The organism is Vicingus serpentipes, from assembly GCF_007993035.1.
GTDB lineage: Bacteria > Bacteroidota > Bacteroidia > Flavobacteriales_E > Vicingaceae > Vicingus > Vicingus serpentipes.
This window is the reverse complement of sequence record NZ_VOOS01000003.1, coordinates 150909-167616: the sequence shown is the minus strand read 5'-3', so window position 1 is coordinate 167616 and position 16708 is coordinate 150909. Positions and strand designations below refer to the sequence as shown.

Genomic DNA, 16708 nt, shown 5'->3' with positions numbered 1-16708 from the left:
TTTTAATTATAGATAAATTCTCCAAATTCACTCTTTATTGTTAGTTCTTTCTTCCCTTCACCAACAACTTTCCCAATTATTTTCGCATCAACATTAAAAGATTTTGAAATATCAATTATACTTTGAGCTATATTCTCAGGAACATATAATTCCATTCGATGTCCCATGTTAAACACCTTATACATTTCTTTCCAATCAGTGCCTGATTGTTCTTTAATTAATTTAAATAAAGGTGGTAAATCAAATAAATTATCCTTTACAATAATTTTATCCTCAACAAAATGTAATATTTTAGTTTGGGCTCCACCACTACAATGCACCATTCCATTGATTTCGCTAGAATGTTTTTCTAATATTTTTTTAATAATAGGAGCATAGGTTCTTGTAGGAGATAAAACTAATTTTCCAGCATCAACTGTAACACCTTCAACTTCGTCAGTTAAAAAATAATTCCCACTATAAACTAAATCTTTTGGAACAGCTGCATCAAAAGTTTCAGGATATTTTTCGGCTACTAGTTTATTAAATACATCATGTCTTGCAGAGGTTAACCCATTACTTCCCATACCTCCATTATAAGCACTTTCATAAGTGGCTTGTCCAAAAGATTCTAGTCCTACAATTACATCTCCTACTTTTATATTAGAGTTATCAATTACTTCATCTCTCCTCATTCTACAAGTAACGGTAGAATCAACTATTATAGTTCTCACTAAATCTCCAACATCAGCAGTTTCTCCACCAGTTGAGTAAATACCTATTCCTTGCTCTCTTAGGCTAATTAACAAATCTTCTGTTCCATTTATAATTTCAGCAATTACTTCTCCTGGAATTAAATTCTTATTTCTACCAATTGTAGAAGATAAAAGAATATTATCAACCGCACCTACACAAAGTAAATCATCAATATTCATAATTAAGGCATCTTGAGCAATACCCTTCCATACAGATATATCACCGGTTTCTTTCCAGTAAGCATAAGCTAAAGAAGACTTTGTTCCTGCTCCATCAGCATGCATTACCAAGCAATGTTCCTCACTACCTGTTAAAACATCTGGAATAATTTTACAAAAAGCTTTTGGATATAAGCCCTTATCAATATTTTTTATTGCATTATGCACATCTTCTTTTGAGGCTGAAACACCTCTTCGCATATATCTTTCTGATTCACTCATTTATCAAATAATTTCGGCAAAGTTACTACTCTAATTTATATTAATTATTATAAACAAAAAAAGCATCCTAAAAATATTAGGATGCTTTTTAATTTATGAATTTAATCTAATTTTCTGTTGTTGGTTCTGCTGACTTAGGAACGTAATCGTCTCTAAGGACTTTAAAGTCTGTTCTTCTGTTTCTTTGATGAGCAGCTTCTTTTTCTTCTTCAGTTTTTAAAGCATTAATGTATTTCTCATTAAGAACTTCCCCTGTAGCAGTCTGAAGAGGCTCACCTTCTCCCATACCTTTTGCAACAATTCTATCAGCTGGTATTCCTTTCTCTGTAACTAAATAGTCAACACAAGATTGAGCTCTACGTTGAGATAATTTTTGATTTAACTTATTACTACCTCTAAAATCCGTATGTGAACGTAATTGAATAACAATGTTAGGATTATCAATCATTACATTATATAAGAAATTTAAAGAGTCTTTTGATTCTGGTAATAAATCAGCTTTTGCAAATTCATATAAAATCAACGGTAACTTAATAGCTCCTTTCATTGGTTGAAGAGCATATTCATGGAAGAATTTTTTAGATTTTTCTAAACCTACAGTAGTCTCTTTTCCTTTAGCATTTAAATACTTTTCTTTTTCTACTAAAATAGAATAAGACGTTTCTGGGTTGATATATCTAGCAGCTCCATTTTCAATAAATGAGAAGTTACCATTTTCATCAGTAAGTGCTTCAGTTGAAGAACCATCAGTACCAACTAATTTAACTTTTGCATTAGCAATAGGTGCTTCAGTTTCTACATCTTTAACTATACCCTCTAAAGAAAATAACATTGGAGGTAAGTAAAATTGCCAAATATCATCTCCACCTTTTCCACCTTCTCTACTTGTAGTAAGGAAACCTCTATCTTGTCCTGGTTCAAAGACAATACCAAAATCATTTGCTGGTGAATTTAAAGGGTATTGTAAATTTTCAACAGCAGCCCATTGATTAACACCTTTACTTGAAGCTTTAAAAATATCAAGTCCTCCCATTCCTGAGTGGCCATTAGAAGAAAAATATAATTCACCATTATCTCTAATAAAAGGGAACATTTCATCACCAGCAGTATTAATTTCAGAACCTAAATTTGTTGGCTCTGACCAAGTCTTCGCTTTTTTATCGTAAGTTATATACCATAAATCTTTTCCACCTTGACCTCCAGGAATATTTGATGCAAAAACTAAAGTCATGTCATCATCAGAAATAGCTGGATGACCAACTGTGAAAGTATCTTGTGCAACATTAATAACAGTGGCTTCACCCCATTTTTGTCCAGCCTTACTTGCTGAATAAATACTACATCCCATTACACCTTTGTTTTGCACACCACATCTAGTAAAATAAATAGTATTTCTTTTAGTATTTAAACATGCTGCTCCTTCACTAGCTGGAGAATTTACAGTTTCGTTTAAAACTGTTGGCTCACTCCATTTACCTTTTTTATCTCTTTTAGATGAATATAAATCAGAAAAATTCATTCCGGTTACATCAGAAACTTCAGAACCAGCAGATCCTTGACGAGTTGATGTAAAATAAATTTCTTGATTTTTTTTGTCAGCAAAAACTGGAGAAAAATCAAAATCTTCCGAATTTAATAATGGCATTGGATTAACTACGAAACGAGTTGGGTTATCTTTCCATTCCTTCGAATTTTCACAAGACTTAATACCTTCATCAGCTCTTTTATCACTTGGATTTGCAGCCTTGTATTTATTGTACTCAACTATTGCATCCTCATATTTACCTTGTGTTTTGAAAATATTTGCTACATAATAAATAGCTAATGGATCTGGATATTTTGCAGTTATAGCTTTATTATACCATACCACAGCTTGTGTACCATCTTCTTTTAAACGATAAGATTCACCTATTTTAAAAAGAATTTCAGCTTTAACTTCCTTGCTTTTTTCTTTTGTATAAGCTTTCTTATACAAATCTATAGCTTGGTAATATTTATTACCACTAAAAGCCATATCAGCATCTTGCTTATAATTCTTTTGAGCAAAAGTTGATAACCCTAGACATAAGACTAAAGTCAACAAACTAAATAATCGTTTCATATTCATAGTAAAGTAAAGTTAGTTTTTCAATTGAATTTGGCTAAAGTAAATAATTCTTTGAATTAATCAAAACAAGTTTGTTAAAATTTACAATCTATCAACTAAACTTAAACTAAGACCAAATACTCTTTTATAAGGATAAATTATTTTGTAAATAAAATTTCTCTCAACTTAGGTAAAGGCCACAATTCATCGTCAATTAACAATTCTAATTTATCTGAGTGATATTTAATCTCAGAAAAATGAGGTTTAACTTTATCACAATAAGCCAAAGATTTTTCTTCACTATTTGTTAATTTATTTGCTTTTTTACGTTCTTCAAGCATAATATCACACGATTCTTTTAACTTATTTAAATGCTCAGAAGTTTTCTTTAGTATTTCATACTGAGTACTTGCCATTATTTTAGCATCTGTACCCATTACTTCATTCATACCTTTTATATTTTTAAGAATAACATTTTGATATTTAATCGCAGTTGGAATAATATGATTCTGAGCAATATCGCCTAAAGTTCTTGATTCAATTTGAAGTTTTAAGATGTAATTTTCTAACTCAATCTCATATCTAGCATCAAGCTCAACATTAGTAAACACTCCTAATTCATTAAATAAGTCTTTTGTCTTTTTATCAACCATTACTTTTAATGCTCTTGGTGTGTCCTTTAAATTAGACAACCCTCTTTTCTCTGCTTCTTTAACCCATTCATCACCATATCCATTCCCTTCAAATCGTATTTTTTTAGAATCTTTAATTAATTTTTGAAGCTCTTTTAATATCGCTTCATCTTTTTTATCTCCTTTTTCTATTCTTGAGTCCACAGCTATTTTAAAATCTTGCAACTGTTTTGCAACAATAACATTTAAAGCTATCATAGCAGAACCGCAATTAGCAGAAGAACCAACAGCTCTAAACTCAAATTTATTACCAGTAAAAGCAAATGGAGAAGTTCTATTTCTGTCAGTATTGTCCAATAAAATTTGAGGTATTTTACCAATACTAAGTTTTAATTCTGTTTTATCTTCTGGTGTCATTTTACCAGCTTTAATACTTTTTTCAAGATTATCGAGCATTTGAGTCAATTGAGACCCTATAAAAACAGATATAATTGCTGGAGGAGCTTCATTTGCCCCTAAACGATGGTCATTCCCTGCAGAAGCAATGCTTGATCTTAAAATATCAGCATTATCATGTATCGCTTTAATAGTATTAACAAAGAAGGTTAAAAATCTAAGATTTGTTTTGGGATTTTTACCAGGAGCAAGTAAGTTAACTCCTGTATTTGTACCTAATGACCAGTTATTATGCTTACCTGAGCCATTTAATGATGGAAATGGTTTTTCATGTAATAAAATTCTAAAATCATGTTTTCTAGCAATTTTCTCTAATAAATCCATTAACAATAGATTATGATCATTAGCTAAATTAGCCTCTTCAAACATTGGAGCACATTCAAATTGATTAGGAGCCACCTCATTATGTCTTGTTGTAACAGGTATACCTAATTTTAGTGCTTCAATCTCATACTCTCTCATAAAAGCACTTGCTCTTTCAGGAATAGACCCAAAATAATGATCATCTAATTGCTGTCCTTTTGCTGGATTATGCCCAACCAAAGCCCTACCTGTCATCATAATATCTGGACGAGCATTAAACAAAGCTTTATCAATTAAAAAATACTCTTGTTCCCATCCTAAACTTGTATTTACTTTAGTGATATCTTTATCAAAATACTGACAAACATCTGTTGCAGCTTTATCCATTACATTTAATGCTTTTAACAAAGGCATCTTATAATCCAAAGCTTCTCCAGTATAAGCAATAAAAATTGTTGGAATACATAAAGTCTTCCCTATAATAAAAGCAGGAGATGTAGGATCCCAAGCAGTATAACCTCTGGCTTCAAATGTATTACGAATACCTCCATTTGGAAAACTTGAAGCATCTGGCTCTTGTTGAACTAAATTATCACCATCAAATTTCTCAATAGCTCTACCTCCACTAATTGGACTAAAAAAAGCATCATGCTTTTCAGCTGTTGCTCCTGTTAAAGGTTGAAACCAGTGTGTATAGTGTGTAACTTGTTTTGTTAATGCCCAATCTTTCATTGATGATGCTACTTGATTTGATAATTGTCTATCAAGTTGTGTTCCATGATTAATTGCATCCATTACGCTTTTGTAAGCTTCACTCGGTAAATATTCTCTCATTTTTTCTTGAGTAAAAACATTTACAGCATAATAATTTGAAGCCCTATCTGAAGGAAATTCAACATGTTTTGGGGTTCTTGATAAAGCATCTGCTAAAGCATGAAATCTGAAAGTTGCCATTTTTATAAAAAATTTAAGTTATTACACTGCGAATTTACATCAAAAACTAAATATTCAATAAATTTTTAAGTTTATTTTATTAACACCCCATAAATTTTAGGGGTAACTATGTAATTTAATGAAAAAATTAAATCTACACTCAAAAAAAAAGCCATAAACAATATTGTTTATGGCTTTTTTTTAATTGACATTATATATTTTACTCTTCAGACAGTTCTTCCTTCAAAAGAGTAATTTTAACAATTGAATTTTTAAGTAAATCTTCAGAAGTTCCTTGCCCCTCCATTGATCTTTTAATCAAATCAGCCTTAATACCTTTAGACACTATATACTTATAGACACTCATAACTCTTTTAGCATCTAATTTTTCTATTTCTTTTTCGGAAGCATCAAAATATCCTTCCACTAAAACTTTTGTAGTCGGCTCATTTTTAAGCATTACAACCAAATTATCAAGCATCTTTGTGGCATCACCAATTATAGAGAATGATTTAGGATCAAAAGAAACTATTAATTCTTTTGTATTTTCATCAATTAAATTAGAAGTATTATTTGAACCCGAAGCTGTACCGTAAGAGTTAATAATTTTTGTCTTACTTGTAGAGGATTTGGAATCGCTATTAAAATTTCTACTTACTGTTTCTGCATTTTCCAATCCCGGAACAGCATCACAATCACATTTATCTTTTTCACCAATTTCTACTAAAGAAATGTTATCTATATAATAATAGGCATCGTAAGTTTGGGGCGAAGTAAAACCTCTTGGTCGCTTAACTTTACTTAAATTAAGTTTTTCGTCTGGAGTAAAATTTCCAATAGTGACATACTCTTCACCTCCACTAGCCTTAAATTTACCACAAACAGGAACCCAATAAAACTGCTTTTCATATACTGTTAATTTCTTACTCACAATTTGAGCTTCAAACAGCATTGGGTCAGTATTATTTGCTGAAACAGCATCTTTAGAAATGTAAGCTCCTAAATAATTAGTAGCATATTTAGATAAATCAGCTAAGCTTACATGAAAAGTAACGCAATATTCTTTTCCAGCCTCTAACTTACTTGTTAATTTTGCCTGTAAATAACTTCTAGATTCTTTCCCTTTATAACCATAAGCTACAAACCCAGCATAATTATCTCCTTCCATTGCTTTTTCTTCTCCATAACCATTATCAGGCACACCAATTAAAGAGTTCTTGGTATCAGAAACGTATAAATCGGCAGGAGCTAACGTTGGTGAAATCCATGGTGCAGCCAAATCAATTTGACCTTCACTTTTCACTTTTTTTGATACATCTTTAAAAATTGGATTTGGGATAAGGTTTTCTTGAGAAAACAATAATAAATTAGAAAAGGCTAATCCCAATAATATTAAACTTTTTTTCATAATGATATTTTTTTTAGTCTTTTGAAAACAAAATTCAGACCGAAATTAAACAATAGAGTTGAGTAGTACAAAAAAGCCACCTATAAGGTGGCTTCATTTTATTTATTTAATTAATACTTTTTCCGTAAAAGTTATTTTTAATCAACTCTTCAAGCAACATCCTTTTCCCATTATAAAAAGGGGTAATCCAAGCATCTTTTTGTCCTGATTTAATAATTTGTTGCCTTAGCTCTTCAGCTTCTTTCATCGTAACATAAACTCCCTGAGTAAACCTTGTAATTCCATCTGGATAACCTACAACAACTGGCTCTCCATATTTTTTTAAATGGTCCCATTTATAATTTTTTGGAAAACGATAAGCAGCTATTTGAACTTTAAATTCTAATCCGTCAGCACATGAACTACCACCTTTTTTCAATAATTTACTATAAATAGCTACATCATTTAAATCTTTACCTACAAATTCAGAAAAATCTATAAAATTTGTTTCACACGGACCGATTTCAATTTTTTCAATTTCTTTAACCATAGGCTTGCCACCTAAATCTTCTTTTTGCTTTTGTGGCAAATCTTCAAACACTTTTCGTTGACCAAAAACAAAAACCGTTACAAAAGCCTCTTCTGATTCTTTTTCTTTTTCAATTAACATCTGTCTAAAATTCTCTGCATCTTCCAATGTTTCAAAAGGGCCAAAGGTATATCTAGTTACTCCATCTGGATAAGCCTTAGCAGTAATCTTTCCATACTTTTCTAGATAACCTAATTTAAAATCTTCTGGATTCTCAACAGCTCCAATTTCAACTTTAAATGATAACCCTGCTATGTTTTTTGATGCTGCATCAACCATACCTCCATCCTCCTCTAACGCAACATCTGTATTTTCTTCTAATTCTACCGCAGTTTTTGAGTCAATTCCAGAATTTTTAGGCAATGAATCTGATTTTGTAATCTGATCATGAATTGAAATTTCATCTAAGAAATCAGTTTTAACAAAATCATTTGAATAATGTTGTTTTACTGTTTTTGTTTGCCCATTATCTTCAACTAAAATTTCAGAAGCTTTTATTTCAGGATTAGTTTTTATAATATTTTGCTTTTCAATCTCTGCTTCTAGCAAAGTTTTAAAAGGACCAACCTTATCGATTCCTTCTGCTTCTACAAAATACTCCACACCCTCTTCTTCTTTATCACCTTTTTCTTTTAGCACTTTATTATAAATCATCTCCTCATAACCTTCCTTAGTACTTTCTTTTCTATATTTTTTAATCTGATTATCAATTTTTCCTTGTAAAATATCCTCATTAGAATTAGAAACTTCTTCAACAACTTGTTTCGAACTTAGATTAAAATCGTGTTCAACTGAAACATATGTCTCTAATGACTGAACATCTATGTAGTCTATTTTGGTATCATATCCTTCTACCTCTATTGCAATCTTATATTTATTTCCAGGAGTTAAGGCTAACATATATTTACCTGAAGAAGAGTTAGATTTGAACTTCCCTTCAACACTACCATCTTTTTCATTTGTAACAGTTATATCTGCTTCTGCAGGTTTACCATCAGCATTAACTACTCCTACTACTAATGCTAAAATTGGTCGTTTACCAAAATGACCTGGAGACACAGTATAAATATCATGAGTCCCATTTTCACTTCTTCCAGCAGAAGAATAATACCCAGTTTTAGCATCAGCTGACAAAACATAATATCTATCATCATCAATACTATTAACAGGATAACCAACATTCATAGGCTCATCCCAACCATCATTATTTAAATAAGTATAAAATATATCATAGCCTCCCATACTATTATGTCCCTTAGAACTATAATACATTGTTTTTCTATCTGGATGTATAAAAGGTGCATCATCGTCAAACTTAGTATTAATAACCGGGCCTAAATTTTTAATATCTCCCCATGTATTATCTGGTTTTAACTCTGCAGAATAGATATCTCTTCCTCCAAACCCACCTTCTCTATTACTAGAAAAATATAAAGTTTTACCATTACTTGATAAACTCGCACTTCCTTCCCAAGCTTCTGTATTTACCTCTCCTGCTAAACGCTCTGCTTTTGTCCAATTATCCCCATCCAAAACACTCATATAAATATCTCCATTATCTTTTTTAGTACTCTTATAAACAAACAATTGTTGCCCATCAACCGACAAAGCAATACTTGCATCATGCCCCACAGTATTGATATTATCACCAATACTTTCCGGTTCAATCCAGTCTGAACCAACTTTATATGAAACCATTATGTCCTCATAGTATTCTCCCCTTGGGTCAGGTTTACCCGTTTTATCCATTAATCCTCCCTTACTTCTCTCCCCTCTATAGGTATAAATCAACATAGATTCATCAGAAGTTATTACAGGAACATATTCAGAGAAATCAGTATTAATTGGAGATCCAATACTTACAATATCAACTCCTAAACTATCTTTTGTGAATTTTTTAGCATTTTGACAATAAATAATATTTTGTCTTGCCTCTCCTTTTTGCTCATCAGAAACATCCTCAGACGACATATATTCCTCATAAGTATCTATTGCCTTATCAAACATTCTGTTTACGGCATAAGCTCTAGCTAAGTAAAAATTTACTTCATTAAATTCTGGATTGCTTTCTTTTACGGCTAATAATTTTTCAAGTGCAATTCCTTTTTTATTTTTAAAAAAAGTATAGCAAATTCCTTCCATTAATTTGTAATAAGGATCATTAGGCTTACTTGCTGCTAGTTGCTGAAATAACTCTAAAGCCTTAGGTATGTTTTGTAAATCTTCATCAAAATAATATGATTCAGCCATTGCCAAAGTACTTTTCTCATCTTTACTAGAAAGTGCTTCTTGTGCGAAAGTAAATTTAACACATAGAAACAAACAAAATATAGGAAGTAGAAACTTAAATTTAATCATTTTAAAATCAGAATTTTACAATTATAATAGACTAAAGTAGCAGAAAAAACACCTCTGAGTTATTAACATTTTTTTCAATTATTAACCGAGTTATTAACATCACTTATAAATAATAGAAAGTATATTTGCCGTAAGATTAATAATAGCAAGCAATGGAGTACAACCTGTACGAGTTAAAAAATGGTATTAGAGTAATTCATCAACCAATAAAAAATAGGGTTGCACATTGTGGTTTTATCATAAATACTGGAACTAGAGATGAAAAAATTGAAGAAAATGGCTTAGCTCATTTTATTGAACATTCTATTTTCAAAGGAACTTCTAACAGAAAAGCTCATCATATTTTAAACAGAATAGATACTGTTGGGGGAGAAATTAATGCTTATACAACTAAAGAAAAAACTTGTGTTTACGCATCCTTTACGTCTGAATATTTTGAAAGAGCTACTGAACTTTTAAGTGACATCATTTTCAACTCTACGTACCCTGAAAAAGAAATTAAAAAAGAAAAAGATGTAATAATTGATGAAATCTATTCTTATCAGGACAACCCTTTTGAACAAATTTACGATGATTTTGAGGAGTTAGTATTTAAAAATCATCCTTTAGGAATGAATATTTTAGGAACTGTTGATACTGTAAACTCCTTCAAAAGAGACGATATTATTAAATTTATTGAGCGCAATCATGCAACTAATAAAATTATTTTTAGCATCGTAGGGGATTTCACAGAAAAGAAAGTAAAAACAATTATCAACAAATATTTAAATCAGCCTTTAAAAACAAGTTCTAGTAAAGCAAGAATTCCTTTTAAAGACTATACCGTTTTTAACCAAGAGCTTGAAAAAGAAAATTATCAAGCACATTGCATGATAGGTAATGTTGCTTACAGCAGTAAAGATAAAAACAACACAGGGTTTATTTTATTAAACAATATTCTAGGTGGTCCAGCAATGAATAGTAGATTAAATATGGGTATACGTGAAAAATATGGTTTCACTTATAATATTGAATCAAGCTACACATCATATACTGATTCAGGGTTGTTTAGTATTTATTTAGGTACAGATACAAAACACTTAAATAAAAGCATTGATTTAGTTCATAAAGAATTGAAAAATCTGAGAACAAAGAAACTCAGTTCTTCTCAACTTCAAAAAGCTAAACAACAATTAATTGGTCAAATTACTTTATCTGAAGAAAGCAAAGTAAATGTAATGCTAGGCATGGGAAAAAGCTTACTTTTTTTTAACAAAGTAGATTCTCTAGAAACTGTTTATGCTAAAATAAATAAACTAACAACTGAAAATATTCTTGAAATTGCCAATGAAGTTTTTGATAAAGATAAATTAAGCTCTTTGATTTACAAACCTGTTAAATAATGAATTTTTTACCTGAAGAAATAGAAATATATACCACCAAACATTCTGAGAAAGAAAGTGCAATTTTGCAAGAATTAAATCACGAAACTTGGGAGAAAATTCTCAATCCAAGAATGTTATCTGGACATATTCAAGGGAGAATTTTAAGCATGTTAAGTCACATGATAAATCCAACTAACATTCTTGAAATAGGAACATTTACAGCTTACTCAACATTATGCTTTGCTGAAGGATTAGCAGAAAATGGTCATATAGATACAATTGACATCAATGAAGAGTTACAACCTATAGTTTCAAAGTATATAACAAAATCAGGACTGACAGAAAAGATATCCTGCCATATAGGAAATGCTATTGAAATAATTCCAAGTCTTAATAAAAAGTACGACCTAGTTTTTATTGATGCCGACAAATCAAATTACTTAAATTATTATAATTTAGTGTTTGAAAAAATAAATAAAGGCGGTTATATCATTGCCGACAATGTGCTTTGGAATGGCAAGGTAACCGAACCGTTAAATGAAAACGATATTGACACAAAAGCTATTTTAGATTTTAACAAGAAGATACAAGACGATTGTAGAGTTCAAAATGTATTATTTCCTGTTAGAGATGGTTTAATGGTTATTAGAAAATTATAATAATGGTAAAAATTTTAAGAGTTATAGCTTTGTTAGAAGGCTTATCTTTCCTTATTTTATTAGGTATTGCAATGCCTTTAAAATACATGTTAGACAAACCTGAAATGGTAAGAATAGTTGGGATGGCGCATGGTGTTTTATTTATTGCATATATTATTTTAGTGATAATTGTTAGAGAGTTAAAAAAATGGAACTTAAAACAAACTTTTTTAGCACTTATAGCATCGATACTTCCTTTCGGCACTTTTTACGCAGATAAAAAACTTTTTAAGACATCATAAATGAGAATAGGTTTTGACTCAAAAAGACTCTTTTGTAATTTTACTGGATTAGGTAATTACAGTAGAACTTTATTAAAAAATCTATCTCAATTTCACCCAGAAAACAACTACTTTTTATACACTCCAAAAATAAAAGAAACCCCAGAAACTTCTTTTTTTTTAGATGATAATATTTACAAAACTTACACACCAAAAAGTCTTTTAAAATCATATTGGAGAAGTTTTTCTATTGTAAAACAACTACAAAAAGATAAGATTGAACTCTTTCATGGCTTAAGTAATGAACTACCTTTTAATATCAAACAATCAGGTTTAAAAAGTATAGTGACAATACATGATTTGATTTTTAAGCATTACCCTAAAACTTACCCTGCTTTTGATAGAAAAATTTATGATTTAAAATTTAAAGCAAGTTGTAATAATGCGAATAGTATTATTGCTATAAGCGAAAGTACAAAAAAAGATATCATAAACTTTTATGGCATTAATGCAGAAAAAATTGATGTTGTTTACCAAAGTTGCAATCCAATTTTTTACAACCTTCAAACTCAAGAAGAAATTGAAAAAACAATAAAAGAATATAATTTACCAGATAAATACTTTTTATTTGTTGGTAGTGTTGAAGAAAGAAAAAATTTAAAAGTAATTATTGAAGCTTACCAATTTTTACCAGAAAATTTAAAACTTCCATTAGTAATTGTAGGTAAACCTAGAGAAACAAATAACATCCTTGATTTAATTAAAACAAATCAGCTTGAAAACTTAGTAATTTGGAAAAGTAATTTAAAGAACAATTTACATTTACAGGCTTTTTACCAAAGAGCTGAAGTTTTAATTTACCCTTCACTATTCGAAGGTTTTGGATTACCTATTGTGGAGGGATTACTTAGTAAGACACCTGTTATTTCTTCAAATGTTTCATCTCTTCCAGAAGCAGGTGGCCCAAACACAATTTACATTAACCCAAAAAATCCTAAAGAAATGGCTCTTGCCATAGAAAAAGTAATAACGAATGAAAACTTAAAACAAAGCATGATAGAAAAAGGCTACCAATATGCGATAGCTAATTTTTCAGCAGAAGTAGTTACAAAAAAAATGATTGAAGTCTATAAAAAAACAATAAACAGCTAAACTTACCAAGATTTACTAGTTCTATATACTGTACCCTTAAACAACGCAACAGTTACTTCATTTTGATTTTTTATAATAATATCATAAACACCAATTTTATTTGAAAGCGATAATTCTTTTGCTATAGCAATTAGTTCATCACCTTCTTCACATGCAACAGTATGAGAAATTGATGTTTCAACCGAAACACATTTTTTACCTTGAGAATTTGAGGCAAATGCCAAAGCACTATCTGCTAGACTATATGTTATTCCTCCATGAGCAATAGAAAAGCCATTTAGCATTTCTTTTCTTACTATCATCTTTAATTGACATACTCCAACTTCTATAGATAAAATCTCTATTCCTAACCATTTGCTAAATGCATCATTATCAAACATTTTATTTACAATGTGAATTGATTTGTCCATAATAATATTAAAATATTTTCCATAAAAAACCCAGCCAATTGGCTGGGTTTTGTTTTCTTATTCTTTTTCAGTTTTATTTTTCAACTCTTCATTCTTTTTTAAACGCTGCATTGGGTTTTCTCTACCATCAGCACCCCACCCATATTTTTTAGATTTATACAAATCAAATTTACTAGGCAACATTTTAGGTGGCCAATTATTGTTATTCATATCGGTATCAGCTGTTTCTAACCATGGATCCAACTCAACGCTAACCATTTCTTTTTCAAAGAAAAATGCTTTTGTAACATTATAGTTATTTCTTCTCCAAATTTCTGCAGGTATTCTAACTTCCTCAGTAGAGCCATCCTTAAAAGTAAAGTTTAAAATAAGAGGCATTACCAAACCACCTTTATTTTCGAATGAAATATTATAATAATTATAATCACCATTTAATATCTCTAAATCTTTTTCATCAAGCTTTTTTAAATATTTTTTATAGTCAACTTCATCAATTAATAATACCTCAAAAGGATCATATGAATTATAAAAATCATTTATTGATGGGTCTTTTTCATTATAAGTTTCTTTTATAAATTCTTTGTTATTTTCATCACCTTTAAATTTGATTCTTGCCTCCATTTCTTTCTCAAAGGCTTTCTCAACCTGAGGGTCTTTAGTATCAATTTTAAACCATTCCACATTATTTATAGCAATATCAACGTGATCAGTTGTATAAAACCAACCTCTCCAAAACCAGTCCAAATCAACTCCCGAAGCATCCTCCATAGTCCTAAAAAAATCAGCTGGTGTAGGATGTTTAAACTTCCATCTTTCTGCATAAGTTTTAAAAGCAAAATCAAACAACTCTCTCCCCATCACAGTTTCCCTTAAAATATTAAGCGCTGTTGCTGGTTTTCCATAAGCATTGTTCCCAAATTGCAAAATCGATTCCGAGTTTGTCATAATTGGAGATATACCTTTTTTATCACCTTTCATATAATCAACAATTTTATAAGCTGGACCTCTTCTTGAAGGATATCCCCTCTCCCATTCTTGCTCACACATATATTGAGTAAAGGTATTCAAACCTTCATCCATCCATGTCCACTGCCTTTCATCAGAGTTAATAATCATGGGGAAGAAATTGTGACCAACCTCATGAATTATAACACCAATCATAGCATATTTAGTTCGTTCTGAATAAGTCCCATCTTTATTTGGTCTTCCTCCATTGAAACAAATCATAGGGTACTCCATTCCAATACTTTTTGAATGAACAGAAATTGCTGCAGGATAAGGATAATCGCAGGTATGCCTAGAATACGATTCAATAGTATGAGCAACAACTTTTGTACTATATTGTTCCCATAAAGGATTTCCTTCTTTAGGATAATAACTCATTGCCAACGTTTTCTTACCATTATACTCTACTGCCATTGCGTCCCATATAAACTTACGTGACGAAGCAAAAGCAAAATCACGAACATTAGTTGCACTAAACGACCATGTTTTAGTTCCATCAGCTTTCTTTTTTTCAATTTCTTCAGCTTCTTCTTGAGTTACAATCATTACTGGATTAACATATTCGTTTTGAGCTTTAGAAAATCTTGAACGTTGTTCACTTGTTAAAACAGAAGATGCATTTGTTAAAGTTCCAGTTGCTCCAACAATATGATCAGAAGGCACAGTAATATTTACCTTATAGTCTCCAAAAGTTAATGTAAATTCTCCGCTACCTAAAAACTGCTTATTTTGCCATCCTTCAACTTCATTGTAAACAGCCATTCTAGGATAGAACTGAGCAATAGTGTATAAATAATTGTCTTCCTCCTCAAAATATTCATATCCAGATCTCCCTCCAATTTCGTCTCTATTATTTACATTGTACCACCATTTTAGTTTTAATGTGGCAGTAGAACCAGGCAATAAAGGTTTTGGTAAATCTATACGCATCATCGTTTTATTAATCGTATATTTTAAATCCTTACCACTTCCATCTTTTACATAGTCTAATTTAAAACCTCCATCAAATTGATTGTGCATTTCTGCCAACTCAGCAAAGCTCATTTTTTTATCAATGTTCTTAGTATCAACTTTTTTTGTGTCAGAATCTTTAGCCCTCATGTTTTGGTCTAATTGAATCCATAAATAATCAAGTTTGTCTGGAGAATTATTTTTATAAGTTATCGATTCATCACCTTTTACAATTTGTTTAGCATCATCTAACTCAACATTAATAACATAATCTGCTTTTTGCTGATAGTATTCATGACCAGGTGCTCCAGAAGCTGTTCGATAAACATTTGGTGTTGCTAATTCTTCTTTAAGTTGTTTAAACTTATTGGCATTAACATTATTTTGAGCAAAAATAGTCCCAAGTATCAATGATCCCATTGAAAACAATATCCCTTTTTTCATGTTCCTTTTTTATTCTATGTTTAGTGTTTCGCTTTGTTTTTCTTTATTAAATGAAAAACTTTCTTTTTTACTATTAATTGTTAAATAAACAATGTTTTCCTGGGCTAAAAAAACCTCAGTAAGCATTGAGTTTTCAAAAGAAATATTTTTTGGTTTTCTAATCTTATCTGTTTCAATATAGCAATATATAAAATCGTCATTACCAACCTCTTTTCCAACCATTTTCAGCATTAAAACCTTATCATTTACATTAATTTGAAAGGTTTTATTAATATAATCTAAAATATACTTATCGGCTAAGTTGAGTTCGTTATCAGTACCTAAATTTAATTCAGGAACTCCAGCTTCAGTTAAAGCTTTTTCTAAATCATGTCCAATAAATTTAATGGTCATTTGAAAAGTTTGCGCTTCTTCATTGTATTCAGCTTCTGTTACAGATACAAAATACTCATGAGGAGCAAACGCAAAACCAACCGCTAGAAATACGATAAGTAAAAATTTCCGAATCATTAGATAGTGCTTTAGAACTGCTAAGATACTAATT

At 30.5% G+C, this 16708-nt stretch carries 12 protein-coding genes; 4 read left to right on the top strand and 8 right to left on the bottom strand.

The window, feature by feature from the left end:
- Positions 1-2: 2 nt before the first annotated feature.
- From FRY74_RS07160 to FRY74_RS07140, 5 genes are all read right to left on the bottom strand, one after another.
- Positions 3-1175, bottom strand: a complete 1173-nt coding sequence (locus FRY74_RS07160; RefSeq protein ID WP_147100021.1) for an AIR synthase related protein — start codon at positions 1173-1175, stop codon at positions 3-5.
- A 106-nt stretch (positions 1176-1281) separates the two neighbouring features.
- Positions 1282-3276: an OmpA family protein gene (locus FRY74_RS07155; RefSeq protein WP_170227975.1), complete on the bottom strand. Its 1995-nt coding sequence runs from the start codon at positions 3274-3276 to the stop codon at positions 1282-1284.
- 143 nt (positions 3277-3419) lie between these two features.
- Positions 3420-5606, bottom strand: a complete 2187-nt coding sequence (locus FRY74_RS07150; RefSeq protein ID WP_147100017.1) for a glutamine synthetase III family protein — start codon at positions 5604-5606, stop codon at positions 3420-3422.
- Positions 5607-5805: 199 nt separating this feature from the next.
- Entirely contained in the window at positions 5806-6993 is a 1188-nt protein-coding gene (locus FRY74_RS07145) for an OmpA family protein (RefSeq protein WP_147100015.1), read from the bottom strand.
- A gap of 106 nt (positions 6994-7099) precedes the next feature.
- Positions 7100-9919 carry a PD40 domain-containing protein gene (locus FRY74_RS07140; RefSeq protein WP_147100013.1) on the bottom strand — a complete coding sequence of 940 codons (2820 nt, stop codon included), beginning with the start codon at positions 9917-9919 and terminating at the stop codon, positions 7100-7102.
- A gap of 152 nt (positions 9920-10071) precedes the next feature.
- Between FRY74_RS07140 and FRY74_RS07135 the strand changes: the two genes are divergently transcribed.
- From FRY74_RS07135 to FRY74_RS07120, 4 genes are read left to right on the top strand one after another with little or no spacing between them, the layout of a single operon-like run.
- Positions 10072-11301, top strand: a complete 1230-nt coding sequence (locus FRY74_RS07135; RefSeq protein WP_147100011.1) for a M16 family metallopeptidase — start codon at positions 10072-10074, stop codon at positions 11299-11301.
- On the top strand, positions 11301-11942 hold the full coding sequence (locus FRY74_RS07130; protein ID WP_147100009.1) for an O-methyltransferase: 642 nt from the start codon (positions 11301-11303) through the stop codon (positions 11940-11942). The genes FRY74_RS07135 and FRY74_RS07130 overlap by 1 nt, the downstream gene beginning before the upstream one ends.
- 2 nt (positions 11943-11944) lie before the next feature.
- Complete coding sequence (locus FRY74_RS07125; protein WP_147100007.1) at positions 11945-12223, top strand: DUF3817 domain-containing protein; 279 nt, start codon at positions 11945-11947, stop codon at positions 12221-12223.
- Positions 12224-13354: a glycosyltransferase family 4 protein gene (locus FRY74_RS07120; RefSeq protein WP_147100005.1), complete on the top strand. Its 1131-nt coding sequence runs from the start codon at positions 12224-12226 to the stop codon at positions 13352-13354.
- A 2-nt stretch (positions 13355-13356) separates the two neighbouring features.
- On the opposite strand, the gene FRY74_RS07115 is transcribed toward FRY74_RS07120, so the two are convergent.
- The 3 genes from FRY74_RS07115 to FRY74_RS07105 are packed head-to-tail and all read right to left on the bottom strand — an operon-like array spanning position 13357 to position 16674.
- Complete coding sequence (locus FRY74_RS07115; protein ID WP_147100003.1) at positions 13357-13764, bottom strand: hotdog fold thioesterase; 408 nt, start codon at positions 13762-13764, stop codon at positions 13357-13359.
- A 57-nt stretch (positions 13765-13821) separates the two neighbouring features.
- Entirely contained in the window at positions 13822-16164 is a 2343-nt protein-coding gene (locus FRY74_RS07110; protein WP_147100001.1) for a M1 family metallopeptidase, read from the bottom strand.
- A gap of 9 nt (positions 16165-16173) precedes the next feature.
- On the bottom strand, positions 16174-16674 hold the full coding sequence (locus FRY74_RS07105) for a DUF6702 family protein (RefSeq protein WP_147099999.1): 501 nt from the start codon (positions 16672-16674) through the stop codon (positions 16174-16176).
- Positions 16675-16708: the final 34 nt, after the last annotated feature.